This window comes from Halorubrum coriense DSM 10284 (assembly GCF_000337035.1).
Lineage (GTDB): Archaea > Halobacteriota > Halobacteria > Halobacteriales > Haloferacaceae > Halorubrum > Halorubrum coriense.
On sequence record NZ_AOJL01000022.1, the window covers coordinates 1 to 26,775 of the forward strand.

Annotated in this window: 31 protein-coding genes and 1 pseudogene; 15 read left to right on the plus strand and 17 right to left on the minus strand. The window is 71.1% G+C overall.

Going from position 1 to position 26,775, the window contains the following annotated elements:
- A partial coding sequence (locus C464_RS04480; RefSeq protein WP_006112358.1) for a pyridoxal-phosphate dependent enzyme occupies positions 1–879 on the plus strand: 879 nt, incomplete at its 5' end.
- A gap of 37 nt (positions 880–916) precedes the next feature.
- Here the strand turns inward: C464_RS04480 and C464_RS04485 are convergent.
- A complete protein-coding gene (locus C464_RS04485) occupies positions 917–1,393 on the minus strand; it encodes a cupin domain-containing protein (protein ID WP_006112359.1) in 477 nt (158 codons plus the stop codon).
- A 79-nt stretch (positions 1,394–1,472) separates the two neighbouring features.
- On the opposite strand from C464_RS04485, the pseudogene gnd reads away from it, so the two are divergent.
- The 4 genes and pseudogenes from gnd to ppk1 form a co-directional block, all read left to right on the plus strand.
- Positions 1,473–2,384 (plus strand): annotated as a pseudogene (gene gnd / locus C464_RS04490) (phosphogluconate dehydrogenase (NAD(+)-dependent, decarboxylating)); the annotation flags it as partial.
- 144 nt (positions 2,385–2,528) lie between these two features.
- Complete coding sequence (locus C464_RS04495) at positions 2,529–2,873, plus strand: DUF5802 family protein (RefSeq protein WP_006112362.1); 345 nt, start codon at positions 2,529–2,531, stop codon at positions 2,871–2,873.
- A 608-nt stretch (positions 2,874–3,481) separates the two neighbouring features.
- On the plus strand, positions 3,482–4,267 hold the full coding sequence (locus C464_RS04500) for a TSUP family transporter (RefSeq protein WP_006112363.1): 786 nt from the start codon (positions 3,482–3,484) through the stop codon (positions 4,265–4,267).
- 190 nt (positions 4,268–4,457) lie between these two features.
- Positions 4,458–6,836 carry a polyphosphate kinase 1 gene (ppk1, locus tag C464_RS04505; protein WP_006112364.1) on the plus strand — a complete coding sequence of 793 codons (2,379 nt, stop codon included), beginning with the start codon at positions 4,458–4,460 and terminating at the stop codon, positions 6,834–6,836.
- A gap of 35 nt (positions 6,837–6,871) precedes the next feature.
- Here ppk1 and C464_RS04510 read toward each other — a convergent pair whose 3' ends face one another.
- Positions 6,872–7,402 (minus strand): PH domain-containing protein, encoded by a 531-nt coding sequence (locus C464_RS04510; protein ID WP_006112366.1) that lies wholly within the window; start codon positions 7,400–7,402, stop codon positions 6,872–6,874.
- Positions 7,399–8,052, minus strand: a complete 654-nt coding sequence (locus C464_RS04515) for a PH domain-containing protein (RefSeq protein ID WP_006112367.1) — start codon at positions 8,050–8,052, stop codon at positions 7,399–7,401. The genes C464_RS04510 and C464_RS04515 overlap by 4 nt, the downstream gene beginning before the upstream one ends.
- A 207-nt stretch (positions 8,053–8,259) precedes the next feature.
- On the opposite strand from C464_RS04515, the gene C464_RS04520 reads away from it, so the two are divergent.
- On the plus strand, positions 8,260–9,168 hold the full coding sequence (locus tag C464_RS04520) for a Vms1/Ankzf1 family peptidyl-tRNA hydrolase (RefSeq protein WP_006112368.1): 909 nt from the start codon (positions 8,260–8,262) through the stop codon (positions 9,166–9,168).
- A gap of 21 nt (positions 9,169–9,189) precedes the next feature.
- Here C464_RS04520 and C464_RS04525 read toward each other — a convergent pair whose 3' ends face one another.
- The 5 genes from C464_RS04525 to C464_RS04545 form a co-directional block, all read right to left on the minus strand.
- A complete protein-coding gene (locus tag C464_RS04525; protein ID WP_006112369.1) occupies positions 9,190–9,582 on the minus strand; it encodes a rhodanese-like domain-containing protein in 393 nt (130 codons plus the stop codon).
- Entirely contained in the window at positions 9,582–9,908 is a 327-nt protein-coding gene (locus C464_RS04530) for a cupin domain-containing protein (RefSeq protein ID WP_006112370.1), read from the minus strand. The genes C464_RS04525 and C464_RS04530 overlap by 1 nt, the downstream gene beginning before the upstream one ends.
- Positions 9,909–9,965: 57 nt before the next feature.
- A complete protein-coding gene (locus tag C464_RS04535; protein WP_006112372.1) occupies positions 9,966–10,499 on the minus strand; it encodes a cob(I)yrinic acid a,c-diamide adenosyltransferase in 534 nt (177 codons plus the stop codon).
- On the minus strand, positions 10,496–10,735 hold the full coding sequence (locus C464_RS04540) for a glutaredoxin family protein (RefSeq protein WP_006112373.1): 240 nt from the start codon (positions 10,733–10,735) through the stop codon (positions 10,496–10,498). Before C464_RS04540 ends, C464_RS04535 begins: the two co-directional genes overlap by 4 nt.
- A gap of 140 nt (positions 10,736–10,875) precedes the next feature.
- Positions 10,876–11,274: an acyl-CoA thioesterase gene (locus C464_RS04545; protein ID WP_006112374.1), complete on the minus strand. Its 399-nt coding sequence runs from the start codon at positions 11,272–11,274 to the stop codon at positions 10,876–10,878.
- Positions 11,275–11,398: 124 nt separating this feature from the next.
- Between C464_RS04545 and C464_RS04550 the strand changes: the two genes are divergently transcribed.
- A complete protein-coding gene (locus tag C464_RS04550) occupies positions 11,399–11,881 on the plus strand; it encodes an Lrp/AsnC family transcriptional regulator (protein WP_006112375.1) in 483 nt (160 codons plus the stop codon).
- On the opposite strand, the gene C464_RS04555 is transcribed toward C464_RS04550, so the two are convergent.
- Positions 11,878–12,894: an amidohydrolase family protein gene (locus tag C464_RS04555; protein ID WP_006112376.1), complete on the minus strand. Its 1,017-nt coding sequence runs from the start codon at positions 12,892–12,894 to the stop codon at positions 11,878–11,880. The genes C464_RS04550 and C464_RS04555 overlap by 4 nt on opposite strands.
- Before the next feature lie 266 nt (positions 12,895–13,160).
- Between C464_RS04555 and C464_RS04560 the strand changes: the two genes are divergently transcribed.
- The 3 genes from C464_RS04560 (at position 13,161) to C464_RS04570 (ending at position 17,467) form a co-directional block, all read left to right on the plus strand.
- A complete protein-coding gene (locus tag C464_RS04560) occupies positions 13,161–14,642 on the plus strand; it encodes a proton-conducting transporter transmembrane domain-containing protein (protein WP_006112377.1) in 1,482 nt (493 codons plus the stop codon).
- Positions 14,632–17,085 carry a DUF2309 domain-containing protein gene (locus tag C464_RS04565; protein WP_006112378.1) on the plus strand — a complete coding sequence of 818 codons (2,454 nt, stop codon included), beginning with the start codon at positions 14,632–14,634 and terminating at the stop codon, positions 17,083–17,085. Before C464_RS04560 ends, C464_RS04565 begins: the two co-directional genes overlap by 11 nt.
- 64 nt (positions 17,086–17,149) lie before the next feature.
- Positions 17,150–17,467, plus strand: coding sequence for a hypothetical protein (locus C464_RS04570; RefSeq protein ID WP_006112379.1), 318 nt, complete (start codon positions 17,150–17,152; stop codon positions 17,465–17,467).
- A gap of 37 nt (positions 17,468–17,504) precedes the next feature.
- Here C464_RS04570 and C464_RS04575 read toward each other — a convergent pair whose 3' ends face one another.
- Complete coding sequence (locus C464_RS04575; protein WP_006112380.1) at positions 17,505–17,849, minus strand: hypothetical protein; 345 nt, start codon at positions 17,847–17,849, stop codon at positions 17,505–17,507.
- A 109-nt stretch (positions 17,850–17,958) separates the two neighbouring features.
- Positions 17,959–18,633, minus strand: coding sequence for a phosphate signaling complex protein PhoU (gene phoU / locus C464_RS04580; protein ID WP_006112381.1), 675 nt, complete (start codon positions 18,631–18,633; stop codon positions 17,959–17,961).
- Positions 18,634–18,800: 167 nt separating this feature from the next.
- Here phoU and C464_RS19840 point away from each other — a divergent pair, with 167 nt between their 5' ends.
- The 3 genes from C464_RS19840 (at position 18,801) to C464_RS04590 (ending at position 21,095) form a co-directional block, all read left to right on the plus strand.
- Complete coding sequence (locus tag C464_RS19840) at positions 18,801–18,935, plus strand: hypothetical protein (RefSeq protein WP_006112383.1); 135 nt, start codon at positions 18,801–18,803, stop codon at positions 18,933–18,935.
- A 96-nt stretch (positions 18,936–19,031) separates the two neighbouring features.
- On the plus strand, positions 19,032–19,748 hold the full coding sequence (locus tag C464_RS04585) for a carbonic anhydrase (RefSeq protein WP_006112384.1): 717 nt from the start codon (positions 19,032–19,034) through the stop codon (positions 19,746–19,748).
- An 81-nt stretch (positions 19,749–19,829) separates the two neighbouring features.
- Positions 19,830–21,095: an outer membrane protein assembly factor BamB family protein gene (locus C464_RS04590; protein ID WP_006112386.1), complete on the plus strand. Its 1,266-nt coding sequence runs from the start codon at positions 19,830–19,832 to the stop codon at positions 21,093–21,095.
- 177 nt (positions 21,096–21,272) lie between these two features.
- Here C464_RS04590 and ndk read toward each other — a convergent pair whose 3' ends face one another.
- Genes ndk through rpl7ae form a run of 4 tightly spaced genes read right to left on the minus strand, consistent with a single transcriptional unit; the run spans position 21,273 to position 22,540 of the window.
- Complete coding sequence (gene ndk / locus C464_RS04595; protein ID WP_006112387.1) at positions 21,273–21,752, minus strand: nucleoside-diphosphate kinase; 480 nt, start codon at positions 21,750–21,752, stop codon at positions 21,273–21,275.
- Positions 21,749–21,943, minus strand: coding sequence for a 50S ribosomal protein L24e (locus C464_RS04600; RefSeq protein ID WP_006112389.1), 195 nt, complete (start codon positions 21,941–21,943; stop codon positions 21,749–21,751). The genes ndk and C464_RS04600 overlap by 4 nt, the downstream gene beginning before the upstream one ends.
- 3 nt (positions 21,944–21,946) lie before the next feature.
- Positions 21,947–22,171 (minus strand): 30S ribosomal protein S28e, encoded by a 225-nt coding sequence (locus tag C464_RS04605; RefSeq protein WP_004595321.1) that lies wholly within the window; start codon positions 22,169–22,171, stop codon positions 21,947–21,949.
- Between the two features lie 6 nt (positions 22,172–22,177).
- A complete protein-coding gene (rpl7ae, locus tag C464_RS04610) occupies positions 22,178–22,540 on the minus strand; it encodes a 50S ribosomal protein L7Ae (RefSeq protein ID WP_006112392.1) in 363 nt (120 codons plus the stop codon).
- Between the two features lie 276 nt (positions 22,541–22,816).
- Between rpl7ae and C464_RS04615 the strand changes: the two genes are divergently transcribed.
- Together C464_RS04615 and C464_RS04620 are read left to right on the plus strand one after the other, a co-directional pair.
- Positions 22,817–24,241 (plus strand): bifunctional metallophosphatase/5'-nucleotidase, encoded by a 1,425-nt coding sequence (locus C464_RS04615; RefSeq protein WP_006112393.1) that lies wholly within the window; start codon positions 22,817–22,819, stop codon positions 24,239–24,241.
- 109 nt (positions 24,242–24,350) lie between these two features.
- The gene (locus C464_RS04620; protein ID WP_006112394.1) at positions 24,351–24,908 is read left to right on the plus strand and encodes a diadenylate cyclase; all 558 of its coding nucleotides are present in this window, start codon (positions 24,351–24,353) and stop codon (positions 24,906–24,908) included.
- A gap of 66 nt (positions 24,909–24,974) precedes the next feature.
- Here C464_RS04620 and C464_RS04625 read toward each other — a convergent pair whose 3' ends face one another.
- A complete protein-coding gene (locus tag C464_RS04625) occupies positions 24,975–25,868 on the minus strand; it encodes a bifunctional methylenetetrahydrofolate dehydrogenase/methenyltetrahydrofolate cyclohydrolase (RefSeq protein WP_006112395.1) in 894 nt (297 codons plus the stop codon).
- 93 nt (positions 25,869–25,961) lie between these two features.
- Positions 25,962–26,738, minus strand: coding sequence for an aldo/keto reductase (locus C464_RS04630; RefSeq protein WP_006112396.1), 777 nt, complete (start codon positions 26,736–26,738; stop codon positions 25,962–25,964).
- Positions 26,739–26,775: the final 37 nt, after the last annotated feature.

Genomic DNA, 26,775 nt, shown 5'->3' on the forward strand with positions numbered 1-26,775 from the left:
ATGACGGCGGCGCGCGAGCACGGCGCGAGCGAGGTCGCCCTGAACAGCGCCGGCAACGCGGGACAGGCGGCCGCGGCGTACGCGGCCCGCGCCGACCTCGACGCGCACGTGTTCCTCCCGTCGCGGGCGGGGTTCACCCAGAAGGCGATGACGGAGGTCCACGGCGCGGACCTGACCGTCACGGACCCGGTGGACGGGGACTCGCAGATCGGCGACGCCGGGACAGCGTACGCCGAGGCGATGGACGACCACCCGGAGTGGTACTCGACGAAGACGTTCGTCACGCCGTACCGCCACGAGGGCAAGAAGACGATGGCGCTGGAGCTGCTGGCGCAGCTCGACTGGGAGGCCCCGGACGCGGTCGTCTACCCGACCGGCGGCGGCGTCGGACTGGTCGGGATGCACAAGGCCGCCCGGGAGGCCAGAGCGCTGGGGTGGACCGACGAGCTGGTCCCGATGTACGCCGCGCAGGCCGCGGGCTGTGCCCCGGTCGTCAGCGCGTACGAGTCGGGCGCGGACCGCCACGAGCCGCTCGCAGACGACGAGGTCGACACGGCGTGTAACGGGATCGCGATCCCCGACCCGGGGGCGAGTCACCTCATCTTGGAGGCGATCCGCGAGTCCGACGGCGGGGCCGTCGCGACGACCGACCGGGAAATCCTCGACGCCGCCGTCGACGTGGCGCGGACGGAGGGGCTGGAGGTGGGCGCGACCTGCGCGGCCGCCGTCTCGGGGGCGTCCGCGCTCGCGGAGTCGGGCGAGTTCGGCCCCGACGACACCGTCGTCCTGCTCAACACCGGCGCGGGCAACAAGGACGTGGACGCGCTGCGCGCGCACTTGGGCGAGCGGGAGGCGGCGGCCGAGGGCGACGGGGCCTGAAACCACGGGCGTCGACGCTCCGCGGTCGCCCGCGCCGCTACATCTCCCAGTAGTCGACGTCGCCGTCGGCGTCGTAGTACCCGGACAGCGCGCGCTCGTCGCGGCCGCCGGGCGGCGACCCGACGAAGACGCCGAACGTCCCCGAGTCGGGGTACACCGTCACGTCCGGCTCGGTCATCGTCGACAGCGCGAGGTAGCGCACGGGCTCGTCGCCCTCGTTGACGACGCGGTGCGCGCCCGACTCGTCGGCCGCGAAGGCGACGTAGTCGCCGGCCGCGATCGACTCCGTGTCGCCGCCGTGGCGGAGGGTTGCCTCGCCGGCGAGGACGTAGAGGGCCTCCTCGTTGGCGGCGTGGTAGTGGTAGGGCCACGATTTCGCCCCGGCGGGAAGCTCGTAGAGGCTACAGCCGATCCCTTCGCCGCCGGCCGCGTCGGCCAGCTGCTTCCGCCGGAACCGAGTCTCGCCGCGGTCCGTCTCGCTCCAGTCGAGGTCGGCCTCGTTGACGCGTCCCATGACCGCGGCACTCCGCCCGCCGACAAAACGGTTCGGGGGCGGGTGAACCGGAACCACTACGGCGGGCGGTCGCCACCCCTCGCGCATGGAACTCGGGGTCATCGGACTCGGGCGGATGGGGCAGATCGTCGCGAACCGGTCGCTCGCGGCCGGCCACGACGTGGTCGCGTTCGACCTTTCGGCGGAGGCGACCGCGGAGGCGGCCGAGAACGGCGCGGAGCCGGCCGATTCGGTCGCGGACCTCTGCGACCGACTGGGAAGTGAAAAACGCATCTGGCTGATGGTGCCCGCGGGCGACGCGGTCGACGCCACGCTCGCGGACTTGGAACCGCACCTCGACGCCGACGACGTCGTGGTCGACGGCGGCAACTCCCACTTCGAGGCGTCCACGCGGCGCGCCGCGGCGACCGACGCCGCGTACCTCGACTGCGGCACCTCCGGCGGCCCGGCGAGCGCGGAGGCGGGCTTCTCGCTGATGGTCGGCGGCCCCGAGTGGGCCTACGAGGCGATGGTCCCCGTCTTCGACGCGGTCGCGACCGGCCCGGACGGCCACGACCGCATGGGCGAGTCCGGGTCGGGCCACTACGTGAAGATGGTCCACAACGGCGTCGAGTACGCGCTGATGCAGGCGTACGGCGAGGGGTTCGAACTCCTCGCCGACGGGCGCTACGACCTCGACATGGAGTCGGTCGCGCGCACCTGGAACAACGGCGCGGTGATCCGGTCGTGGCTGTTGGAGCTCTGCGAGGAGGCGTTCCGCGAGGAGGGGTCGGACCTCGGCGACGTCGCGGACCGCGTCGCGGGCGGCTCGACGGGCACGTGGACCGTCGAGGAGGCGCTCGAACAGGAGGTCCCCGTGCCGATCATCTATCAGGCGCTCGCGGAGCGGTTCGACTCGCGCAACGAGGGCCGCTTCTCGCGGCGGCTCGCGAATCGGCTGCGGTACGGGTTCGGCCGCCACGAGGTGGCGCGGCGCTCGGACGGGGACTGAGGGCGGACGCCTCGGCGATCGCTCGGCTACGGCGCGCTCGGGGGCGCTGACCGCGGGCGAGACCCGGTTCCGGCCTGATTATCAGCGCCGATCACGGCCGAGAAACACTTATATACAGTCGTGGTAGAGTTTGACACGCATAGAATGTTCGAGCGATTCTCGAGCGGCTACTATCTGGGGGAACTGTACGTGGAACCCCACGACGGCGAGCGCGCCGTCATCCAGCGGGCGGACCACGAACACGTCAACGAGCAGCTGTACGCGGACGGCGAGGGCGTCGAACGACTCGACGCGCCTCTCGTCATGAAAGTCGACGGCGGCCACATCCCGGTCGGCGGCGACGACGACGTACCGAGCGGCACGCTCGCGATTCCCCAGAGACTCGCCGACGAGACGCTCCCGGACCGGCGGAACGTGCTGTTGGCGGACGCCGACCGCGCCGAGGCGCTGCTGCGCTGGGAGGGATGGGAGCCGTTCGTGAACGCGTAGGACGCCGATTTCGTGGCGGGTTTATAAATAGCGAGCGCGGCGGCGGGCGAGAACGACGCGGTCATCGAGCGGTTCAACTCGACGTTCGGCTCGGCGTGTGAGACGGTCCACCCGAACGCGACCCGACACGCCGGAAGCTGGCACAGCGCGTGTCACCGCCACGACGACGAGTACGCCGACGTCGGGGAGACGATCGGGTCCCGCGAGCGATCGCCGGTCTCCGTGACGTCGACCGACGACCCGCTCGACCAGTAAGGGGAGACTGCCTCGGGACGGACTCCCGTGGTGTCCGACTCGCACCGCATGCGAAATCGAGGGGTCCGCGGATCCGGGCGGTGTGGTGTGCCCGGAGAAGTGGCCTCGGAGATCGCGGGACCGCGCCGGTATCGATGGGGCGCTACAGAACGCTATTGATACCTCGTTGGTGCGTTTCGCGTGGAGGTTCCGCTCGATCGTGCCGGCGTTCGCTGACCGCTGGACGGCCCGTCACGGCGCGACTCCCGGCTCGGCGTTTGGAGCGTTCGGCCGCCGCTCGCCTCGCGAACCGCACCGGCGTCGCCCGGTCGGACACTCTGAGTTGTTATGCCGGTCCGGCTCGTGTCGAACGTATGTCCTTCGCACTCACGGCGGAACTGGCGGCGACGATCGCGATCGTCGTCGCGGTCGCGGGCGCCGTCAACGGTGTCGCGGGGTTCGGCTTCGCCGTCGCGGGGACGATGGCGCTCGCGTCGGCGCTGGACCCGGCCACCGCCGTCGCGTTCATGATCGTCCCGATGTTCGCGGTGAACGTCGCGCTCGTCGGAGAGCTCACCCGCGAGGAGCTCCGCACCTGCGGGGCCCGGTTCGCGCCGCTGCTCGTGGCCGCGCTCCTCGGCACCGTCGCGGGGATGGCGCTGCTCGATCGGCTCCCGGCGGCCCCGCTCCGCGTCCTGCTCGGCGTCGTCTCGCTCGGGTTCGTGACGACCGCGCAGCGCGCGGTCCCGCTTCCGTCGCTGCCGGCCTCGGCCGGCCGAGCGAACGCCGAGACGCCGCTCGTCATGGGAGTCGTGGGCGTCGTCTCCGGCGTCCTGTTCGGCGCGACGAACGTCGGCGTCCAGCTTGTCGCGTTCGTCCGGAGCTTCGACCTCTCGCACGGGCTGTTCGTCGGCGTCGTGGCGCTCGTGTTCGTCGGGATCAACGGCCTGCGCGTCGGCGCGGCGGCCGCGCTCGGACTCTACCCGGACGCCGCGTTCGCCCTCGCGTCGGCCGCCGCCGCGGTCCCCGCGGTCGCCGGCGTCGCCGTCGGGACCCGCCTCCGCGAGCGCGTGAGCGAGCGGCTCCGGCGCGGAGTCGTTCTCGGCCTCCTCGCGATCATCGGGGTCCGCCTGATCCTCGGCGGGGCGGGGGTCCTCTGACTGGTGTCACCGTCGCTCTGCCGGAGCCGAGCGACCGCTCTGTTCACCGAACACCGTCCCCCGATCGCGGCGGCATTCCACCGCGGAGCCGTGAGAGGGGGCCGCCAGAACGCGCTCCCGGCGGCGAAGTGAGCGAAAATTGTCAATTAGGGTGAAGTAGTACGAACAAAGTTAACAACGTACGTACCACATGGACGATCCAGATCTGACAGCACCCCGGTACTACCTCAACCGGGAACTGTCGGAACTCGCGTACCAGAAGCGCGTCCTCAGCGAGGGCACTGACGAGCGCAACCCGCCGCTCGAACGCCTGCGGTTTGTGGCCTTCTTCACGAAGAACACGGACGAGTTCTTCATGAAACGCGTCGGGGGGCTCAAACAGCAGATCACCGCGGGCATCACCACGACGACGCCGGACGGGCGCACGCCCCGCGAGCAGCTCGACGAGGTCATCGACGCCGCGCGACCGCTGTTCGACCGACAGGACGCCTACTGGCGGAGCGAACTCAGACCCGAACTCGCGGACGCGGGCGTCGCGATCCGCGAGTACGACGACCTGCGCGGCGACCGGCGCGACCGGCTTCAGGCGTACTTCGAGGAGTCAGTCCTCCCCACGCTCACGCCGCTCGCCTTCGACCCCGCGCATCCGTTCCCGTTCATCTCGAACCTCTCGCTCTCGCTCGCCGTCCTCTCGACCGAGACGGGCGAAGAGACGACGTTTACCCGGATCAAGATCCCGCCGAATCAGCCGCGGCTCATCGAGGTACCGGACGCCTCCGAGCAGTACGTCCTCATCGAGGACCTCATCGAAGCCAATCTCGACCTGCTTCTCCCCGGGCTCACAGTCCTCGACGTCTCGAAGTTCAGGGTGACGCGGAACGCCGAGGTGCGGCGCAACGAGGAGGTCGCCGAGGACCTCGTGGACGCGATCGAGGACGTGCTCGAACAGCGGCGGTTCGCGACGGTCGTCCGCCTCGAGGTCGACGCCGATATGCCCGACGAGTCGGTGCGGATTCTGACGGAACACCTCGAAGTGGACGTGCGAGAGGTCTTCTACCGGGAGGGCCCGATCGACTACGAGGACTTCTTCGAACTCGTCGATCTGGACCGACCGGAGCTCAAACTCCCCTCGTGGACGCCGCGGTCACACCCGCGACTCCCACCGAAAGTCGGCGACTCCCGAGGCGAGGAGCGCCCGATATTCGACGAGATCCGCACCGACGACCTCCTCGTCCACCACCCCTACCACACGTTCGAGGGCACGGTCCAGCGGTTCCTCGACGCGGCCGCGACCGACCCGGACGTCCTCGCGGTCAAGGCCGCGATCTATCGGACGGCGAGCGACTCGAAGGTGATCCAGAGCCTCATTGACGCCGCGGACAACGGCAAACAGGTGGCGGTGATGGTCGAACTCAAGGCCCGGTTCGACGAGGAGAACAACCTCGAATGGGTGCGTCGCCTCGAGGAGGAGGGCATCCACGTCGCCTACGGGACCATCGGGCTGAAGACGCACACGAAGACGGCGCTCGTCGTCCGACAGGAGGCGGACGGCGTCCAGCTCTACTCGCACGTCGGGACGGGCAACTACCACTCCGAGACCGCCAAGGGGTACTCGGACCTTGGACTGTTGACCGCCGACCGGGACGTCGGGCAGGACCTCACGAACGTCTTCAACTTCTTCACCGGTCCGACGCTCAACGAGGCGTTCCGGAAGCTCCTCATCGCGCCGGTGACGATGCGGAAGCGCTTCACCGAGATGGTCCGTCGCGAGGCCGAGCACGCCCGCGCCGGCCGCCGCGCGCGGATCGTCGTGAAGGTGAACGGCCTCGAGGACCCCGACATGGTCGCGGAGCTCTACCGCGCGTCGATGGCCGGGGTCGAGATCGACCTCATCGTCCGCGACATCTGTCGGCTCCGCCCCGGGCTCGAAGGCGTCAGCGAGAACGTCACCGTCCACTCGATCGTCGGCCGATTCCTCGAACACGCCCGCATCTTCTACTTCGAGAACGCGGGCGACCCCGAGTGGTACACCGGCTCCGCGGACTGGATGACGCGCAACCTCGACCACCGCGTCGAGGCGGTCACTCCGGTCGAGACCCCGGAACTGCGCAGGCAGCTCCGGTTCGTTCTCGAAGCGTCGCTCGCGGACAACCGCCGCCGGTGGGTGATGCGGAGCGACGGAAGCTACGAGCGGGCGGCGCCGGACGACGCGCCGGTGAGGGATATCCAAGAGATCCTGATGCGAGCGACGGACGCCGCCGTCGAACGCGGCTACGGACCCGGCATGGAAGTCGACGCGGACCTGATCACGCGGGACCTCCTTGTCGAGCCCGACGACGACGGAACTTCCGGCGACTCGTCGCCCGCGACCGACGACGACAGCCGCGAAACGGATCACCCGGACGGGGAAGCGGCGTCGGTCTTCGACGCGCACGCCGAGCGCTGGTATCACCCCGACAGCGAGACGTACGGCTGGGCGGTTCGGACGACCGACGGTGACCGGCGATACTTCAAGACGCGCGAGGGGGCTCGATCCAGGCTCCGAAGGGAGTACGGACCGGCCACGTGACGGCCTCGCCAGCCGGACGCGGCGGGATGCCCTCGCTATTCGACTGCCGCCTCGATGTCGCGAACGACGGACAGCACCGCCCGCCACTGTTCGACCGTCCCGGGGAGCCCGGCGTCACCGGACCCGGTCCGGTCGGTGATCTCTCGTCGGATCGCCTGCGGGTCGTCGATCCGGCGGAGTTCGAGGTCCGGCCCGCCGGCGACTTCGACCGTGACCGTGCCGTACCCGAACGCCGAACCGGTCACCGACTGACTGTGGGCCGTGTTCTGAACCTGCGACAGTCCGACGCGACGGACCGTTCGGCCGAGCACGCCGCGTTTCGACCATATCGCCCGGCTCGTGATCACGTACTCGGTCCGTTTGACGCGGAGCAGTTCCCAGCCGGCGATACCGACCCCCAGCGGGGTCGCCGCGGCGATTCGGGGGTCGACCGCGGCCGCCGCGAGGAGCGCGACGACGGCGGTCGCGACGCCCGCGACGACCCCGCCGAGCGCCGCCGACAGCCGCGGCCGGCCCGTCCACGCGACGGTCTCGTCGTCGCGTCGAAACCACCAGTCGCCGGTCATCGGTCTTCGTGCGCCCCCTCGGGGGCGGACCGCTCGCTGCCGGCGTCCTCGCCGGTCGCGGTGGGCGTCTCGGCGTCGATGCGGGCCTCCTCGCCGGTGACCGCGGAGCGGATCGCGCGGAGTTCGACGAGGATCTCCGCGAGCACGTCGTCGGCGTCGCCGTCGCCGTCGGCGCCGTCTCGCTGGCGGGCGTCGATCGCTCTGGCGATCAGCTCCTGGACCGACGCCGGGTCCGGAATGCTCCGGAACTGTAGCTCGACGCCGGACCCGCCGGCCGTGCTGACCTCGACCGAACCGTACCCGAGCGACGAACCGACGGCCGACTGCGAGTAGGAGATGTTCTGTACCTTCTCGAACCCGATCTGTTTCACGTCCCGGGAGAGGATGCCGCGCTTGCTGTAGAGCCCCTTGTTCGTGACGACGTAGTTCGTGTTCTTGTACTGGAGGTAGCTCGCGACGACGATCGGGATCCCGACGAGCACGAGCGACAGGGGAACGCCGACGACGAGCGCCGGGACGAGGCTGTACTTGTGCGGCGTGCTCGCCCATCGGATCTCCTCGTCGTCCTCGATCGAGAGCCAGTCGAGGTCCGGATCGGCGGTGACGCCGGTGCCCGATTTCGGTTCCTCTTGGAGGGACTGAGACGACATACCTCCCGAGGGGTCGGGAGACGGCAAAACGGTGACGGAGGCGCGGCCGGCGGGTCGGGCGCGAAGGGCACGTACCCAACACCGCGAAGGCGAACGGCTGCGCAGGCGACCGCACCGGACGGGAAGCGAGGCGCGGAGGGCACCGAGACCGGCGCACGTCGCCGTCACAGACGCACCTTTTAGGTCGCGGCGGGTCGCGGTTTCGGTATGATCGACAGGCTGCTCGGGCGCGCCGAGCTGAAGGAGCGCATCGAGGAGTTAGCAGAGGAGAAGCGCCACCTCGAACGCCGCGCCGAGGCCGAGGAGGAGCGCCGGTCCGACGCGGTCGCCGACCGGCAGCGCGCCGAGGAGCGGGTCAACGAGCTCGAACACCGGATCGAGTCGTTAGAGGAGCGGTTGGAGCGCGCCGAGGGGACCGAGGCGTCGGTCGAGTTCCGTCGCGTGAGCGACCGCAGCGGCTCGCGGGTGGCGGACGCGCTCGACCGGTTCCGGGCCGTCGAGAGCGACGACCCAGAGGGGCTGCTCACCGCGTTCGTCCCGGACGGCGACTCAGTCCCCGAGACCGTCTCCGACTGGTTCGGCGACCGCACGGCGCTCGTTCGGCGGGCCGCGCCGGCGGTCGTCCTCGCCGACGACACCGGCGCGGTGAGCGCCGCGCTGACGCCGCCCGTCGAGCCCGAGCCGTTCGACCGGTGGAGCGACCGGTTCCGGCTCGACGAGGCGTGGTTCCGCCCGAGCGGCCGGTTCGCGTTCGCCGTGGTCCGCTCCGACACCTTCGCCGTCGGCACCTACGAGGGCGCAGAGCGGGTCGCCTTCGAGGGGTTCACCACCGACGTGAAGGAGGCGCACTCGAAGGGCGGCTTCTCGCAGGGCCGCTTCGAGCGCCGCCGGGAGGGGCAGATCGACGACCACCTCGACCGGGCGGACGAGGCGCTCGCCGAGGTCGCGGCGGGGGGCGACGTCGACCGCGTGATCGTCGTCGGCGAGCGAAGCGTGCTGGGCCGCGTCCGCGAGCGCGCCGACGTCACCGACGTGTCGGACGCCACCGGGAAGCCGGAGGCGGCGCTCGGCGACGCGTTCCGCGACTTCTGGCGGGTGCGGATCCGCGCTATCTGAGCCGGCGGCGAGCGTCGTGCGTCAGAACGGGCTCTCGGGGCCCTCGTCGGCGTCGCCCGCGTCCGGGTCGTCCGACGCGGGCAGGTCGCCGATCTCTCGCTCCCACGCCTCGACGCCGCCGCGGAGGCTCTCGACGCGCGCCGCCTGCGTCCCCTCGTAGCTGCCGATGAGCTGGGCCGCCTGCTGGCTGGCGACGCCGTGGGGGCAGACGGTGACGATGCGGTCGCTGCCCTCGAGCTCCGCGACCCGGCTCGTCAGCTCCGGGAAGGGGATACACTCGCTTTCGGGGAGGTGGCCCCGGTCGAACGCGCGCTCGTCGCGGATGTCGACGATGCGGAGCGACTCGTCGGGGGAGCCGTCGTCGCGCGCGTCCAGCAGCGCCGACAGCTCCTCGGGGTCTATTTCGCCGTCCATCAGTTGAGCGGGGCGATGCTGGCCGTCAGGACGGCTCGGTCGTCGGTGTCGTTGCGTGCGCCGTGGACCGCGCCGCGCGCGTTCTCCACCACCGCCGGGGCCGCGAGCGGCTCCTCCTCGCCGTCGCGGATCACGGTCGGCTCGCCCTCCACGACGTGGAACACGTTGGTGGCGTCGGCGTGCTCGTGCGGGTCGACCGCCGCGTCGGGGCCGAGGACGAACGCCTTCACGAGCACGTCGTCGGTGACGACGAGCTCCGCCGTCTCGACCGCGCCGCGATCCGGGTCGAGGTCGGCGACCGCCGCCGCGTAGCTGTCGAGCGTCATACCCGCACGTGGCGCGGGACGGGGAAAAATCGCGCGTTCGGTTGCGGGCGACGGGAGTCAGTAGGTCGGCGACTCCTCGGGCTCGCCGTCGCGCGCGTTGACGACCCGCCCGAGGGTGAAGAGGAGGTCCGAGAGGCGGTTGAGGTAGGTGACGACCGCCTCGTTGATCGGCTCCGAGCGCGCGAGGTCGACGACGCGCCGCTCCGCGCGCCGAACCACGGCCCGGGCGTGGTGGAGCGCCGCGCCCGCCTCGCCGCCGCCCGGGAGGATGAACGACCGGAGCGGCTCCAGTTCCTCGTCGAACGCGTCGATGCGGTCCTCCAGCGTCTCGGTGTGGTCGCTCTCGACCTGCGGATCGTCCGGGTCGGGGTCGGGGTTCGCGAGGTCCGCTTGAACGATGTGGAGGTGATTCTGGATCGTCTCCAAGAGGTCGTCGACGTCGTCGTGGCCCGTGGGTCGGACCGTCCCGAGCAGCGCGTTCGCCTCGTCGACGGAGCCGTACGCCTCGATGCGGTGGCTCGACTTCGACACCCGGCTCATGTCCCGGAGGTCGGTCTCGCCCTCGTCGCCGCGGCCGGTGTAGATGCTCATGCGAGGGTCCTCTCGACGTACTCGACGATGTTCGCGCTCTCCGCCATCGTCACGCCGCGCTCCTCGTCGACGAGGACGGGGACGCCGCGCTGGCCGCTGACGCGCTTGACCTCGTTCCGGTCCGAGTGGAGCGCGTCGACCCACTCCGTCTCGTACGCGACGCCGGCGTCGTCTAACGCGTCGGCCGCCTTCTCGCACCACGGACACCCGTCGAGGGCGTACAGTCGAACGGTCATACCGATCGATCCGTCCGCGGCGTCATGAAGGTGTGCGTCCGACCGCGGCGATGGGAGAGACCTCGGATCGCCGCCCGGGCCGCCACCCCGGACCGCCGCTCTGGACTGCGGGTCGCCGCCCCGGATCCGGGACCGTCGCCTCAGCGGTCTCGGTACGCCGCCATCGCTTCCCGGTGGTCGTCCGGGATCGGCGTCGGCTCGCCCGTCTCCGGGTCGAGGGCGACGAGCGTCGCCTCGGCCTCCGCCGCGACGGCGTCGCCGACCCGGATCTCGTGGGTCATCGTCGCGCTCGACCGACCGAGGTCCGCTATCTCGACGGTCACCGCGACCGCGTCGTCCGCGAGTTCGACGGGCCGTCGGAAGTCGATCGACAGCGACGCGAGCACGGTCGAGGCCCGCGAGATGTCGAGGTCGAGGACGTCGCGGAAGAAACGCGTCCGCGCGTGCTCGATGTACGTCGCGTAGACGGCGTTGTTGACGTGGCCCAACGCGTCGATGTCGCGGAACCGCACGTCGATGTCCGCGGTGTACGTCTCCATATCCGACCAACCGCGGGGGACCGTATGTAGGCATCGAGATCCGACTCGGCGGCGCCCTCGACGGTGACGGCGGAACGCCCGAACGATGCACAAAGGTAAAGCGGCTGTGCCACGACACGCCGGTATGGACGACGGATCGATCGACGAGGTCGACAGCGCGATCCTGTACGCGCTCCAGGAGGACGCCCGAAACGCCTCGTCCGGGGATATCGCGGAGCGGACCGGCACCTCGGACAGCACCGTCCGCAAGCGCATCCAGCGGCTGGAGTCGGAGGGCGTCATCAAAGGGTACAGCGCCAGCGTCGACTACCAGCGCTCGGGGTATCCCCTCCGGATGCTGCTCTACTGCACCGCCTCCATCCCGGAGCGGGGCGAGCTCATTCCGGACATCCTCGACATCGACGGCGTCGTGTCGGTCCAGGAGCTGGTCACCGGCGAGCAGAACCTCCTCGTGACGGTCGTCGGCGAGTCGGACAGCGACATCACGCCCGTGGCGCAGGCGCTCTTAGACATGGGCGTCACCGTCGCCGACGAGGTGCTCGTGCGGACCCACCAGACGACGCCCTTCGGGAAGTTCGACGCCGAGCGGCACGGCGAGGGGGATTAGCCGACGACGCGCTCGACGTCGAGCGCCGTCGCGCGTCGGACGACCGCGCGCACCGGGTCGACCGAGCCGGCGAGGTTGTCCGAGTCGCCGTCGAGGACGAGCAGCGCCGCCCGCCGGCCGGGCTCGATGACCCCGCAGTCCAGCCCGGCGATCTCGGCCCCGGCGGTCGTGGCCATCCGCAGCACCTCCTCGGTGGTCACGTCGAACCGCATCTCGGCGTCCGCCATCTCGCGGAACATCGACGGCGGGTTCAACATGACGTTGTCGGTGCCGAGCGCGACGGTCGTGTGGTCGAGCAGCTCGCGGATCGGCGCTTTACCGACGTCGAGCACCGCGTTCGCGCGCGGGCAGACCGCGACGGGGACCGAGGCCTCCGCGACGCGTTCCAGGTGGTCTTCCTCGGCGTGAACCATGTGGACGAGCAGGTCCGGGTCCAGGTCGAGCGCGGGGTGGATGTCGGTCGCGTCCGGTTCGCCGGCGTGGATCGCGAAGGGGGCGCCGCGCTCCTCGCAGGCGGCCCGCTCCGCTGCGAAGTCGTCGTCGTTCGCGCCGGAGGCACCGTAGCCGTCGGCGACGTCGAGGACGGACGGGTCGTCGCTTCCGAAGATGAACGGGTCGACGCCGACGCCAGCGGCCGCGTCGCGCAGCGCCCGCGCGCCGGGGGGGCCCGACTCGCGGAAGTCGAGCGTCGCGACGGTCCCGGTCCGGCGCATGAGCCGGAGAGTCCGCCGCATCGCGGACACCAGTTCGTCGCGGTCGGCGGCCGTCAGCCGGCGGTGTTTCAGGCTGTCAGGCGGCGCGACCGCCTCGTCGAGCGAGAGGCCGACGGCCGCGTCTTTGGCGACGGAGTCCCCGAGGTGCGTGTGCGCGTTGACGAACGCCGGCAGCACGATGTCCGTCGAGTCGGTGTCCGTCTCCTCGACCGCCTCGATCCGCCCCTCGTCGACGACGACGCGTCCCCGGACGGGGTCGAACGACTCTCCGATGAGGACGGTCCCCGAGACTTCTTCCATACCCTCTTTCCGGACCGAGGAACGATATGATTTCCTGAGTGCCGATCGCGAACGGTTCGGGAATCGAGCCGGGCGGGGACGACCCGTCCCGCGGCGCACCCGCCGACGTGAGATAACCGTAATGTTCTATAATGCGGTTTAAACGAACGATTTGTGAATAGAAGCAGATTTAATACACAGAGTGTTCTCAGATATGGATAGATGCGACCGAATTCGGATTCGGGGCGGGACCCGAGGCCGGAGGCGGTCGCGTGACGGACCGAACGATGTCAGGACGCACCTCGAAACCGACGGTCGGAGCGCTCCGGGAGACGGCGGACACGTCGTCCGTCCCCGCCGCACTAACGTGGCTCGCGTGGTCGCTGTTCGCCGCGAGCCTCGCCGTGCTCGTCGCTCGACTCCGACTCGGCGGGCCGTGGGAGCTCCCCGGCGTGATCGCCGTCGACGGGCTCACCGTCTTGTTGTGGCCGGTCGTCACGTTCTTCAGCGGTATCGTTCACAGCTACTCGCGGCGCTACATGGCCGGGAGCGCCCACGAGACGAGGTTCTTCGGCGCGGTCTTCGCGTTCACGCTCGCCGTGATGGCGCTCGTCGCGGCCGACCACCTCGCGCTGTTCTGGCTGTGCTGGCTGGCGATGGGCCTCCTGATGGCGCGCCTCGTCGGGACCGTCGAGGGGTGGCCGCAGGCGCGCGCCGCCGCGAGCGTCGCCCGCAGGTACTTCCTCGCCAGCAGCGCGCTCCTCGGCGTGGCCCTGACCGCGCTGTGGTGGGCCACCGGCGCGACCGCGGTCTCCGGGATCGCCGCGAACGCCGACGCGCTCGGCGGACCCGCGTGGCTCGTCGCCGCGACCGCGCTCGTCCTCGCGGCGATGATCCAGTCGGCGCTCGTCCCGTTCCACGGCTGGCTCCTCTCCTCGATGACCGCCCCCACGCCCGCCTCGGCGCTGATGCACGCCGGGTTCGTCAACGCGGGCGGGATCCTGCTGACCCGCTTCGCGCCCGTGGTGACCGTCGAGCCGTGGCTCATGCTCGGCGTCGTGGCCGTCGGTGCGACGAGCGCCCTCGCCGGGAAGCTGCTCAAGACCGTCCGGTCGGACGTCAAGGGCGAACTGGGCTGCTCGACGATCGGACAGATGGGGTTCATGATCGTCCAAGCCGGGCTCGGCTTCTTCGCCGCCGCGGTCACACACCTCATCCTCCACGGGTTCTACAAGGCGTATCACTTCCTCAGCGCGGGCGACGAGGTCGAACGCGCCGCGCCGACGAAGACCGAGCCGGCCGGAACGAGCGTCGGCGGGGCCGTCGTCGCGCTGCTGACCGGGCTCGCCGGCGGCGCGACGTTCGCGTTGCTGACGGGGAAGGGGACGAGCGTCGACAGCGGCCTCCTGCTGGCCGGGTTCGTCGCGCTCACGACGCTCCACGCGGCCCGGAGCGCCGTCCGCCGGTCCGACCTCTCGACGGCGGCGCGCTACGCGGCGGTCCCGCTGGTCGCGCTGCCGGCCATCGGGGTGTACGCGCTCGCGTACCGGGCCGTCTCGGGGCTCCTCGCCGGGCTGCCGGTCGTCTCCGCGCCGACCGAACTGACCGCGCTCCACGCGCTCGTCGCCGGGTGCTTCCTCGCGGCGTACGTCGCGATCGAGACCGGCGTCTACGAGCGCAGCGAGCGCCTCTACGTCGCGCTGTTGAACGCCGGACGGCCCGCCCCGAACACCGTCTTGACCGCCACGGAGGAGTACGATGAGTACTGACGACGCGATCGACGCCGCGGTCGACGAGGCGGCGAGCGCCGTGGCCTCGGTCTGGCCGATCCACTCGTTCGTGACCGCGAACCCCCTCTCCGGCTTCGAGGACCGCCCGTTCGAGGAGGCCGTGAGCCGGGCGGCCGACCGCTTCGGCGGCCGCGGCTACCCGCGCGCCGAGACGTTCCGGGCGGCGCTCGACGACGGGCGGATCGACCGCGAACGGCTCGGCGCGGAGCTGACCGAGCGCGGGTACGACGCCGACCCCGAGCGCCTGCTGGAGCGGCTGGCGGCCGCGGAGGAGGAGAGCGACGGAGCCGGCGACGGGTCGCCCGCGGACTCCGCGGCCGAGCGCGTCGACCGCGTGCTGACGAAGTGGCTGTCGGCCTTCCTCGACGAGGGGCGCGCGAAGTGGTCGATGCCGAACCNCGCCTTCCGGTCGGTGGTCGCGTACGACGGCGATGTCCCGGACGGAGGTCTCGTCGCCGACCTGCCGGACTCGCCGACCGAGGCGATCGCGTCCGCGCTGGACGCGCAGCCGAGAGGGCAGTGGGAGTCGGTCTTCGAGGCGCAGTTCGCCGCGCTCCCCGGCTGGACCGGCCTGCTCAAGCGGCGCGCCGCCGCCGGGGGCGCGTGGCAGTCCGCGTACCCGATCACGCTGACGGGGTACCTCGCGGTGCGGCTCGCGCTGGCGGACGCCTTCGGCGTCGACCTCTCGCCGCCGCCCGAGGCGGACGCGGGGAGCATGGAAGCGAGCGACGAGATCGCCGCGGCGTTCCTGCGCGCGTGGGAGGCCGGGTACCGCGGCGAGCTCGTCGACCGCGTCGCCGCCGAGAGCGAGGGGCTCGGTGAGACGGGGGATCCCGCGGAGAGCGAGGAGGGCGACGACCCGGGCCGGCCGGACGCTCAGCTCGTCTTCTGTATCGACACGCGCTCCGAGGTGATCCGCCGGCACGTCGAGGCGACCGGCGACTACGAGACGCACGGCTACGCCGGCTTCTTCGGCGTCCCGATCGAGTATCGGGGGTACGACTCCGCGGTGTCCGTCGACGCCTGCCCGCCCATCCTCGAGCCGCAACACCGCGTCTCCGAGGTTCCGACGGACGGGGAGACGCGGGCGAGCCGCGACCGCTTCGGGAGCCTCCTCGAGGCCGCCGGGTCGGTGATCGAGACGCTGCGCTCGAACCCCGCGACCGCGTTCAGCTTCGTCGAGGGGGCCGGAAGCGGCTACGGGCTCGCGCTCGCGGCGCGCACGCTCGTCCCCGGCCGGGTGTACGACCTCGTCGCCGGCGCGGACGACGCGGTGCCGGACGACCACGAGTTCTGCGAACCGGGCGTCCACGGGGGAGGCGACGCGTCCGACGGGCTCCCCGTCGGGCTGACCCGCGAGGAGCGGGTCGAGTACGCCGCGACCGCCTTCGAGCTGATGGGGTGGGAAGAGTTCGGTCGCCTCGTCGTCTTCACCGGTCACGCGGCCGAGACGGCGAACAACCCCCACGGGTCGAGCCTGGACTGCGGCGCGTGCGCCGGCAACCCCGGCGGGCCGAACGCCCGCGTCCTCGCCGCGATCTGTAACGATCCAGCGGTCAGGACCGGGCTTCGCGAGCGCGGTCACGACGTGCCCGACGACACCGTCTTCCTCGCCGCCGAACACAACACGACGACGGACGAGGTCGAGCTGTACGACGGCGACGTGCCCGCCTCGCTCGCGGCCGACGTCGAGCGGCTGCGCGCGGACCTCGACGCCGCCCGCGAGCGCGCGACCGCCGAGCGCGTCGGCCCGACCGGCGAACCCGACTCGGCCGCCGACGGTGACGCGACGGGCGTGCGGGAGGCCGAGCGCCGCGCCGGCGACTGGGCCGAGACGCGCCCCGAGTGGGGGTTGGCCGGCAACGCCGGGTTCGTCGTCGGCCCCCGCGAACTGACGAGCGGCCTCGACCTCGACGGGCGCGCCTTCCTCCACTCGTACGACTGGACGACCGACCCCGACGGCGACGCGCTCGAAGCGATCCTCGCCGGGCCGATGGTCGTCACCCAGTGGATCAACGCACAGTACTACTTCTCGACGGTCGACAACGCGGCGTACGGCAGCGGGTCGAAGGTGACGCACAACCCGGTCGGCAACGTCGGCGTCTACCAGGGGAACGGGGGCGACCTGCTGACCGGGCTGCCGCTCCAGTCGGTCAGGGCCGCCGCCGACACGCCGTATCACCAGCCGCTCCGCCTCTCGACCGTCGTCCACGCGCCCGTCGACCGCGTCACGGACGCGCTGGCCGACAACGACGCGGTCACCGAGCTGTTGGACAACGACTGGCTCTCCCTGACGGTCGTCGACCCCACGCGGGACCACCGCGCGTTCCGTTACGAGGAGGAGTTGGCGTGGACGCCCGCGTCGGCGGACGCCGAGCCGCGGGCCGCGTCGGCGAAGACGCCGGCCGCCGCCGACGACTGAGGGGTTCGGCTCGGTCGACGCCCGGAGTCCCGCCGCGTGAACCCCTCGGGCGCTCGCGGGTGTCGTGACCAGCGCGCAGGCGAGGCGGCTCTCGCGGCGTCGAACCGGTTGCCTCGGCCGCAGGACGCGTCCCGCGCGTCGATTCGGTCGCCGGCTCTCGCCGGAGAGCGGGCTCCTGTTCGGCGTCGCCGCCGGCGTGTTCCTCCACGTCGCCGTCGATCTGTTACCGGAGTGTAGCACGGGGAGCGAGACGTGTCCGGTCGACGGCGCGGACCGCGAGGGCGACCGTCACCGCCTCCGCGACAGATTCCGTCGGCACGCCGTCCTGAGTTCGGTCTTCGGCGGCACCGCGGTCGCCGTCGCGTGGTGGGTCGCGGTCTGACGGCCGCCGCCGCACCGCGTTCGCGGCGACGAGGGGATCAGACGCCGGGCACGCCGAACGCGCTGATGCCGAGCCCCAGCACGCCGTTCAGGACGGCGATGACGACCAGCGCCGCGGCCCACGCGACCAGACCCATGACCGCCGCGTCCTTCCAGCCGCCCGGGTAGCGCCACTTGATCACCCACACCCACGCGACCAGCGCGACCGCGGACCCGATCAGCGGGATCAGCGACCCGATCGCCCAGGCGACCGCACCGAGCAGCGCGGTGACGACCGCGTGCGAGTAGTCGTCGACGTCCGCGACGATGCGACCACTGACGTAGATGCCCAGTCCGCCGACCAGCAGCGCGACGACGAACGAGACGATAGCTCCGAGAACCATGCGTACGGCTCTCGGCTCGGGCGGAAATAACAGGGGGACAGCGTCCGGACCGGTGACACGTTCGCCGCGGGTCACCGCGACGGTGCCGGGAGTCGGTCGCTGCGGCCGTTCAGTACAGCAGTTCGTCGTCGTTCTCGATCATGTACAGCGACCGGGCGGCGATGTTGACCGCGTGGTCGCCGACGCGTTCGAGGTCGCGGATCGTGAGGAGGAGCCGCGAGACGTTCTGCATCGTCGCCTCCACGTCCGCGTCCTCGCGGAGTTCGTCGCGCTCGATGAGGTCGCGGACGACGAGGTCGCTCGCGGCCTCGCAGGCGGCGTCGAGGTCGTCGTCCGACTCGGCGACGGCGTAGCAGCGCTCGGGGTCCGACTCCGCGTACGCGTCCATCGCCTCCTGTAGCATCGCCAGCGTGTCGTCGCCGATGCGCTGGACGTCGACGTCCGGGAACACCTCTCGGTCCGCCCGTTTGGCGTACTCGCCGAGGTTCGTCGCCAGGTCAGCGATCCGCTCGAGGTCGGTGATGATCTTGAACGAGGCCGCGATGAACCGCAGGTCCCCCGCGACCGGCTGCTGGAGCGCGATGAGGTCCGTACACTGCCCCTCCAGTTCGAGGTAGAGGTCGTTTATTTCGGCGTCGCCGGCGATCACTTCCTCGCCCAGATCCGCGTCTTGGCGTTCGAGGGCGTCGAGCCCCTTCCGAAGGCGCTCGGCGACCACTTCGCTCATGTAGAGGACGTCGTCGCGGAGGTCTTCGAGCTTCGTCTGGTACTGTTCGCGTGGCATCGTCTTGGCGTATCCGCCTCGCCGGACGCACAAAAACACGTCGGCGGGAGGCTTCTTCCGGCCCGGATCGGCGTCCGTGACCGCGTCGACGACTCCGTTGCTCGCCCGCGTTCGCGCGCGCGGCCTCGGTCGAAGCGTTCAAATCCCGCCGCGACGACGACTCGGACATGCGGAACTTGGAAGACTTCGTGGTCGACGAGAACGAGGAGGCGCTCGCGCCCGCGGTCGTGATCTCGACGGTCGCGCTCCTCGCGGTGTTCCTCGTCGGCGCTCTGGTCTTTGCGGTCGGCCTCGTCGCCTGACCGGCCCCTCCGCCGCGACCCCCACCGCCGGCGACCGGTCGGTGAAGCGCCGCCGCGTCCACGGCGTTTTTCACACCGCCGAGCGACGGTGCCGGTATGGACCACCGGATCCTCGCCGACCTCCTCGACCGCAACGACGACCATGTCGCTGCGCTCCCCGCCGGTGCGTTCGACGGCCACCGCGACGGCCAGCGTCCCGGCGTCGTCTCCGTCTGCTGCTCCGACTCCCGCGTCTCGCAGGAGGGGATGTTCGCGGTCGAAGAGCCGGGCGTCCTCTTCACCTCCGGGGCCATCGGCAACGCCGTCAGCGCGGTCGTCGACGGCGAGCGGGTCCTCGACGGGAGCGTCGCGTACCCGCTCCGGCACACCCACACCGAGGTCCTCGCGGTGGTCGGTCACACCGGGTGCGGCGCGGTCGAGGCCGCGCTCACGGCGGTCCGGACGGGCGATTTCCCGCCCGAACCGGGCGTCCGCGCCGACGTGGAGGGGCTCGTGCCGATCGTCGAGGCCGGACTCGACGACCCCGCGGTCGTCGGCGAGACGGACGCAGACCCGGACAGCGACGCCGGCCCCCCGGTCCGCGACCGACTCGTCGAGTACAACGTCCACGAGCAGGTCGCGTTCGCTCTTGACCGGGAGGAGGCGGCCGACGCGACGGTGTACGGGTTCGTCTACGACCTCCACGGAGTTTACGGCGACCGCGAGGGGACCGTCTACCTGGTGAACGTCGACGGCGAGCGAGACCCCGGGACGCTCCGCGACCTCGTGGGCGAGGCGCGCGCCGATCACGTGGCGACGCTCTTGGAGCGGTAGGCGGCGCTCCCCCGTGTCGTCTCCCGACCCGCGGGCCCGCATCCGACAACCGTTTCACGGCCACGCCCGAAGGGGGTTCAAATGGACCGACGCGTCCTGTTCGCGACGCTGATACTGGTGGCCGGCGGCGCGACCGGGGTGGGCGTGGCGCTGTTCGCGTTCGTCGGCGTCGACGACGCCGCGACGGAGGCCACGGTGGTCTGGGAGTCCGACCCGGCGGCCGGAGACGACGGCACCGGGGCCGTGGTCGCGACCGTCGACGGCGACCCGCTCCTCCTCCGCCCCGCCGTCGAGAACGGGTCGCGAGTCGTCCGCGCGACGGTCGCCGGAAGCGGGGAGACGGCCTGGACCGCCCCGGTCGCCGGCCCGGACGCGGAGCGCGGCGGCGGCGACGGCTCCGGGGACGCCGACGGGAACGACTCCGACGGAGACGGCGGGCCCGTCGGCGTCAGCCGGCTCACCGCGGCCACCCTCGGCGGCGACCCGGTGGTCGCGCTCACGACGGCGCGGGGCGAACTGGTCGTCGTCGACGCGACCGACGGGACGGAGCGGTTCGCGGTCGACCTCGGCGGGCCCTCCGGGCTCCGTCCCGCGGTCGGCGACCTCACCGGCGACGGGAGTCCGGAGGTCGCGGCGGTCACGACGGACGGGGGCGTCCGCGTCGTCGACGGCGACGGCGAGGCGCTCGCCGAGGCCTCGCTGTCGGGCGAGATCGACCGGCGACCGCTCCTCGTCGAGCCCGACGCCGAGGACGACGAGCGGGGCGGCCTCGCGGTGCTGACGACCGCGGGGAGTCCGGCGACGGTCCACATGCTCGACGAGCGCGGCCGGACGCGCTGGACGACCGCGCCGAGCGTGAACCCGCTGAGCTGGAACGCGGCGGACAGCCGCGACGGACCGGTGCTGGCGCTCGGCGGAGCGAACGGGAACCTAGAGACCGTCGAGACGAGCGACGGGTCGGACCGGTACGAGGTCAAGCTACAGGACCGCCCGGTCGCCGTCGGGGACGCGGACCCCGGCCGGGTGTACGTCGGCGGCTCCGGGAGCGTGTGGGCCGTCGACCTCCTCGACGGCGAGGTCGTCTGGAAACAGCAGTACGGCGCGTCGACCCGGATCACCGAGCCGCGAATGGGCGACGTCGACGGGGACGGCGAGATCGCGCCGGTCGTGGTCAACCGCGACGGCGAGGTGCTCGCGATGACCCAGACCGGCGAAGTGATCACGCGGTTCGACGCCGGCGACGTCGTCGTCTACGGCGGCCCCCTGTTCGCCGACGTCACGGGCGACGAGGGCGACGAGGTGATCGTGGTCGCGGACGACGGGACCGCGATCGCGATCGACACCTGAGTCGGCGGCGTCGGCTGGCGGCGTCGACCGATAGCATTTATATTTAACGACAGCTCGAAAACCGACCGACAGCGGAGAGACTGGCCGTGACGTTCACCGGAAACGCGGTGTGTCGACGGAGCGAGGGCTCGGCGGGGGATCGAGCGGCGAAAAGCGAGATATCAGAGCGCGGCGGCGTCAGTGAGACTCGTCCTCGTACACCCACGCGGCGGTGTCGAGGTCGTAGTCGACGAGCTCCGACTCGTCGAAGAACAGGTCGATCTCGCGCTCGTTCGCGCCCTCGTCCTCGTGGTCCGACGCGTGGATCACGTTGTGGCCGAGGTCGAGGCCGAAGTCGCCGCGGATCGTGCCCGGGGCGGACTCGGCGGGGTCGGTCTCACCGACCATCGCGCGGACCTGTCGGGTCGCGTCCGCGCCCTCCCACACCATCGCGAAGACGGGGCCGGAGGTGATGAACTCGACGAGGCCGTCGAAGAACGGCTTGTCCTCGTGTTCGCCGTAGTGGTCCTTCGCGAGCTCCTCGTCGAGCTGGACGAACTTGCCGGCGACGAGCTTGAGCCCGCGGTCCTCGAAGCGGGAGACGATCTCGCCGATGAGACCGCGCTGGACGCCGTCGGGCTTCACCATCACGAAGGTGCGCTCGTCGTGGTGGCTCACTGCTCGTCGCCTCCGGCCTGATGGCCCTCCTCGGTCCACTCGACGTCGCGCGCCTCGCGACCGAGGAAGTAGTTCTTCTCCGCCTTCGAGTCGACGAAGTGGAGCACGGTGCCGTCCTTCTTGACGAACATCGTCCCGGTGCCGGGCTCGATCTCCTCACCGCTGTAATCGCAGGTTCGTGTCTCGACCATTGGTTATCGGCCTCCGATGGAGTCGGCGTCGCGCTGGGTCTCCCGCAGCTGGAGCACGTCGCCCAGACGGACGGGACCCAGGACGTTCCGGGTGATGATCCGGCCCTGGTTCGATCCCTCCTGGATGCGGCACTTGACCTGCATGGCCTCGCCGTGCATCCCGGTCTTGCCGACGACCTCGATGACCTCCGCGGTCGTCGAGTCGCCGGTGCCCTCTTCTGCGCTCATGGGAGGTTATCGGAGCTCCGCGACCTTCTCGCCGATGTCCTCGACGTCGTCGTCGGCGTCGCCGGCGTCGACGACGGCGGCGGCGGCCGAGCCGACCTCGAGGCCGGCGGCCTGACCGACTTCATCCTGCGTGTCGACGAAGGCGACCGGGATCCCCTTCTCCTCGGCGAGCTCGGGGAGGTGCATCACGATCTCCTCGGGGGAGACGTCCTCGGCGACGATGACGAGGTCGGCGTTGCCGCGCTCGACGGCCTTGGTGGTCTCGTTGGTTCCTTTCTTCACGGTACCGGTGTCTCGGGCGACCTCGAGCGCTTCGAGGGATCGCTCCGCGAGGTCTGCTGGGGTGTCGTAGTCTACGTAAACGGGCATATGTTGTTCACCTGTCCTCCGTGCGGGCTCGCGTGCCCGTCCCGTGGTCGGTCCCTAACGGAACGGCACATCATCAACCCCACAGAGGCTGTGCCCCGTGGTAGTCAGGACATCCATAAAAGCGCTTTCAATGTCTCGTGCGTGTGCGAGCGGGAGTCACGGGGCGAGATCGCGGGCAGGACCGGCGGCGTCGCGGTCGCCGCCGGACCGCGCGCGGCGGCCGCGGCGACACTCCGCGATTTTTATGCGTCGCTCGGTCCTCGGTCCACCCAACGAATGGTCCGCCTCGTTCACTACTCCGACATCGAGAACGTCTTCGACGCCCCCGAGCGGGCGGCGCGTCTCGCCGGCCGCGTCCGGTCGCTCTCGGGCCCCGACGCCGCGGTCGTCGGCACGGGCGACACGACCGCGCCGGGCGTCCTCTCGCTGGTCGCGACCGGCAGGCAGGTCCTCGACTTCTACGAGGCGACCGACACCGTCTTCGACACGTTCGGCAACCACGAGTTCGACTACGGGCCCGACGCGTGCCGCGACCTCGTCGCCGACGCGCCCGCGACGTTCGTCTCCGCGAACGTCCGCGACGAGGACGGCGAGCCGTTCGGCCGCCACGAGGGCGTCGTCCCGTGGGCGACTCACGAGGTCGACGGCGAGACGGTCGGGTTCGTCGGCGTCACCGACCCCGCGACGGACTCGCTGAACCCGATGGCCGCCGACCTCTCGTTCGACGACCCCGTCTCAGCCGCGCGCGACGCGCTCGGCGAGATGCGCGACGCGGTCGCGGGCCGCGACGAGGGAGCGGGCGCGGGCGGCGACGCGCTCGACCACGTCGTCGTCCTCTCGCACCTCGGCGCGGGCGACGACGACCTCGCCCGCGAGCTCGACGTCGACGCGATCGCCGGCGGGCACGTCCACAGCCGCCGGAACGAGGTCGTCGCCGACACGCTGCTGGTCCGGCCCGGCGTCAACGGGGAGACGGTGGCCGAGGTCGACCTCGCAGCCGACCCCCCGACGGCGACGCTCCACGAGCCCGACGGGGCCGACCCCGCTCTCGGCCTCGCGGACGCGCTCGCCCGGCGGATGGCCGCGGCGGACTTAGACGAGACCATCGACGTCGTCGAGCGCCCGATCGAGCGGTCCGGCGACGTGGTCCACGGCGGGGAGTGCCGCGTCGGCAACTTCGTCGCGGACGCGTTCCGGTGGGTCCACGACGCCGACGTGGGGCTGTCGAACGCCGGCGGGCTGCGGCAGGGGGACCCGTGGGCGGGCGACGTGACGAAGGCGGACCTGATCTCCCTGATCCCGTTCGAGGAGCCGGTCGCGCTCGCCTCGGTCAGCGGGGCGGAGCTCCGCGAGGTGTTCCGCGAGATGGCCGCCCCGGACGTGGACTTCGGGGAGGATGACTGGTGGCACGGCCACGTCTCGAACGCGCGCGTCGTCTGGGACGACGACGCGGAGCTCGTCCTGGAAGCCGCGGTCGGCGGCGAGCCGGTCGACCCGGACGAGCGCTACACGGTCGCGGTCTCGGAGTACCTCCTCCACTCCGAACACGAGTTCCCGACGCTCGCCCAGCGTCACCGGATCGACGAGGCGGACATCCAGTACGAGGTGTTGGCCGCGTACGCCCGCGAACACGGCATCGGGCCCGAGGTCGACGGACGGATCGAGATCCGGAACCGCGCCGCCGCGGCTGACGACGACTGAGCGACCGATGCCGACCGTGCGACCGGGGCCGCCGGGGCGCGAGCGACGAGTCGATTTTCGAACCGCTGAGAGGGTTTAAACTGGGTTGGCCCGTGTGTACACATATCATATGGACGCGCTTGACGAGGTCCTCGAGAAGTACGCGACGAGCCAGAACCTCATGGACCACATCAGGTACACCGCCGAGTCGCTGAGCGTTGGGTTCGACAACTGGGGCGAACAGTACGTGAGCGGTCCCAGCCTCTACATCCTCATCGTCGCGGACGTGAACTTCGCGGAGTACACCGACCCCCTCGGCGACAACGAGTGGCCGGTCGACCGCTGCCGCCTCGTCACCGAGTCGCGCGACGTGTTCACGACGGTCGCTCGGGACGTGGCGTTCAGTCGGGACGGAGCCGTCATCGTGACCGGCGACGGCACCATTCAGCGACAGATGGTGCGGGTCCGGAACCCGTCTCGGGGCGAGGTCGAGGACCTCGAGGCCCTCGAGTTCCCCGACTGGATGGGGACCAAACACATGAGCGCCTTGGAGACGTCGCTCCGCGACGACGTCCTCTGGGCGGTCACGCTCAGCGAGGAGGACGGACGCGTCACCACGTTCCTCGACGGCACGTACCAAGACTATCCACGCGACGAGATCGGGGGAAGGTGGCGGCCCGAGACGTAGGCGGAGGCCCGGGCGAACGACGACCGCGACGTTTCGGCGGGACCGACCCGTCAGTCGCCGTGCCGACTACTCGAGGTCGACCGCGACGTCGCGCTGGAGCCCGGCCGCCTTCACCGTATTGTACAGCAGCATCGCCCGCGTCATCGGCCCGACGCCGCCGGGGACCGGCGTGATCGCTCCCGCAACGTCCTTCGCGGACTCGTAGTCCACGTCGCCCACCAGCTCGTACCCCTTCTCCGTGTCCGCGTCGACGCGGTTGATCCCCACGTCGATCACCGTCGCGCCCGACTTGAGGGTCGAGCCGTCGACGAACTCCGGGATGCCGGCGGCCGCGACGACGATGTCCGCGCCCGCCAGCTTCGCTTCGAGGTCTTCGGTCCGGGAGTGGCAGACAGTCGTCGTCGCGTTGCCGGTCGGCGACTTCTGGATCAGCAGGTTCGCCATCGGCTTCCCGACGATGTCGGAGCGGCCCACGACGACCGCGTCAGCGCCCTCCGTCTCCACGTCGTAGGCGTCGAGCAGCTTCTGGACCCCGTGGGGGGTACAGGGTTTGAATCGCGCGTCGCCCGCGACGAGGCGACCGACGTTCTCCGGGTGGAAGCCGTCCACGTCCTTCTCGGGGGCGATCCGCCGGAGGACGGTCCGCTTGTCCACGTGGTCCGGGAGCGGGAGCTGGACCAGAATCCCGTGGACGTCGTCGCGGCCGTTGAGGTCGTCGATCGTCTCGTACAGCTCGCTCGCGGGCGCGCCGGCGTCGATCTCGACGTGGAAGCTCTCGATCCCGACCTCCTCGCAGTCTCGCTGTTTCATCGAGACGTACGTCTCGCTGGCGGCGTCGTCGCTCATCAGCACCGTGGCGAGCCCCGGCCCGACGCCCGCGTCGGACAGCCGCGATACCTCGTCGGCGACCGCGTCGCGCACGTCCGCCGCGACCGACTCGCCGTCGATGATCTCCGTCATGGGCGACTCTCGTCGCCCCCGAGGTAAAAATGAACCGGGATCGTGTGTATCGAGAGTGTTCTGATCCGAATTCGATCCTCGTATGTGGATCGTTCATTCCGGGAACAGCTCTTCTTCGCGCTCCACGGCGTCGATGGCAGCGACCTCCGCGTCGGTCAGTTCGAGGGCCGCCGCGGCGAGGTTGGCGCGGAGGTGGGCCGCGCTCGACGCCTTCGGCACCGTCACCACCGGTTCCTTCGCGGTCGCCCACGCGATCGCGACCGCCTCGGGCGTCGCGTCGTGCGCCTCCGCGACCTCGACGACGGCGTCGATCTCTCCGACCCGCCCGCCGGCGAGCGGCGAGTACGCGACGACCGGATAGCCGTGGTCGCGGGCGTGATCGAGCAGTTCCGGGCGGAAGAACAGCGGGTGGAGCTCGGTCTGGTGGGCCGCGGGCGGTCGTCCGAGAACCTCGATCGCGCGGTCGAGCTCCGCGGTCTCGAAGTTCGAGACGCCGACGTTCCGCACGAGCCCGTCGTCGACCAGCCGATCGAGCGCGGGCAGTGTCGCCTCGGGGTCGTAGTCGCCGCGGGGCCGATGGACGTACAGCAGGTCGACCGCGTCGACGCCGAGCCGGTCAGCGCTCTCGCGGGCCGCGGGCGCGACGTCCTCGCCTGCGAGGTCGTCGATCCAGAGCTTCGTCGCGACAGTCACGTCGTCGCGCTCGACGTCGACGTCGGCCAGTCCGGCGGCGAGCCCCCCGCCGACGACCGCCTCGTTGTCGTAGATTCTGGCGGTGTCGAGGTGGCGGTAGCCGACGGAGAGCGCCGTCGCGACCGGGTCCGGATCGTCGATCCTCATCGTCCCGAGCCCGACGGGCGGGAGGTCCATGTCGCGAAGTGCGCGAGACGGGAACTAAAGGCTCCCG

Bases quoted from the DNA above. Each gene is read 5' to 3' on its own strand.
- C464_RS04520 (WP_006112368.1), top strand. From the start codon at position 8,260: ATGATCGACAGGCTGCTCGGGCGCGCCGAGCTGAAGGAGCGCATCGAG.
- ppk1 (WP_006112364.1), top strand. From the start codon at position 4,458: ATGGACGATCCAGATCTGACAGCACCCCGGTACTACCTCAACCGGGAA.
- C464_RS04605 (WP_004595321.1), bottom strand. From the start codon at position 22,171: ATGAGCGCAGAAGAGGGCACCGGCGACTCGACGACCGCGGAGGTCATC.
- C464_RS04625 (WP_006112395.1), bottom strand. From the start codon at position 25,868: ATGACGGAGATCATCGACGGCGAGTCGGTCGCGGCGGACGTGCGCGAC.
- C464_RS04525 (WP_006112369.1), bottom strand. From the start codon at position 9,582: ATGGACGGCGAAATAGACCCCGAGGAGCTGTCGGCGCTGCTGGACGCG.
- C464_RS04515 (WP_006112367.1), bottom strand. From the start codon at position 8,052: ATGTCGTCTCAGTCCCTCCAAGAGGAACCGAAATCGGGCACCGGCGTC.
- C464_RS04540 (WP_006112373.1), bottom strand. From the start codon at position 10,735: ATGACCGTTCGACTGTACGCCCTCGACGGGTGTCCGTGGTGCGAGAAG.
- C464_RS04575 (WP_006112380.1), bottom strand. From the start codon at position 17,849: ATGGTTCTCGGAGCTATCGTCTCGTTCGTCGTCGCGCTGCTGGTCGGC.
- C464_RS04615 (WP_006112393.1), top strand. From the start codon at position 22,817: ATGGTCCGCCTCGTTCACTACTCCGACATCGAGAACGTCTTCGACGCC.
- C464_RS19840 (WP_006112383.1), top strand. From the start codon at position 18,801: ATGCGGAACTTGGAAGACTTCGTGGTCGACGAGAACGAGGAGGCGCTC.
- phoU (WP_006112381.1), bottom strand. From the start codon at position 18,633: ATGCCACGCGAACAGTACCAGACGAAGCTCGAAGACCTCCGCGACGAC.
- C464_RS04630 (WP_006112396.1), bottom strand. From the start codon at position 26,738: ATGGACCTCCCGCCCGTCGGGCTCGGGACGATGAGGATCGACGATCCG.
- C464_RS04600 (WP_006112389.1), bottom strand. From the start codon at position 21,943: ATGGTCGAGACACGAACCTGCGATTACAGCGGTGAGGAGATCGAGCCC.
- C464_RS04585 (WP_006112384.1), top strand. From the start codon at position 19,032: ATGGACCACCGGATCCTCGCCGACCTCCTCGACCGCAACGACGACCAT.
- C464_RS04560 (WP_006112377.1), top strand. From the start codon at position 13,161: ATGTCAGGACGCACCTCGAAACCGACGGTCGGAGCGCTCCGGGAGACG.
- C464_RS04485 (WP_006112359.1), bottom strand. From the start codon at position 1,393: ATGGGACGCGTCAACGAGGCCGACCTCGACTGGAGCGAGACGGACCGC.
- C464_RS04545 (WP_006112374.1), bottom strand. From the start codon at position 11,274: ATGGAGACGTACACCGCGGACATCGACGTGCGGTTCCGCGACATCGAC.
- C464_RS04620 (WP_006112394.1), top strand. From the start codon at position 24,351: ATGGACGCGCTTGACGAGGTCCTCGAGAAGTACGCGACGAGCCAGAAC.
- C464_RS04530 (WP_006112370.1), bottom strand. From the start codon at position 9,908: ATGACGCTCGACAGCTACGCGGCGGCGGTCGCCGACCTCGACCCGGAT.
- C464_RS04500 (WP_006112363.1), top strand. From the start codon at position 3,482: ATGTCCTTCGCACTCACGGCGGAACTGGCGGCGACGATCGCGATCGTC.
- C464_RS04535 (WP_006112372.1), bottom strand. From the start codon at position 10,499: ATGAGCATCTACACCGGCCGCGGCGACGAGGGCGAGACCGACCTCCGG.
- C464_RS04495 (WP_006112362.1), top strand. From the start codon at position 2,529: ATGTTCGAGCGATTCTCGAGCGGCTACTATCTGGGGGAACTGTACGTG.
- rpl7ae (WP_006112392.1), bottom strand. From the start codon at position 22,540: ATGCCCGTTTACGTAGACTACGACACCCCAGCAGACCTCGCGGAGCGA.
- C464_RS04510 (WP_006112366.1), bottom strand. From the start codon at position 7,402: ATGACCGGCGACTGGTGGTTTCGACGCGACGACGAGACCGTCGCGTGG.
- C464_RS04555 (WP_006112376.1), bottom strand. From the start codon at position 12,894: ATGGAAGAAGTCTCGGGGACCGTCCTCATCGGAGAGTCGTTCGACCCC.
- C464_RS04550 (WP_006112375.1), top strand. From the start codon at position 11,399: ATGGACGACGGATCGATCGACGAGGTCGACAGCGCGATCCTGTACGCG.
- C464_RS04590 (WP_006112386.1), top strand. From the start codon at position 19,830: ATGGACCGACGCGTCCTGTTCGCGACGCTGATACTGGTGGCCGGCGGC.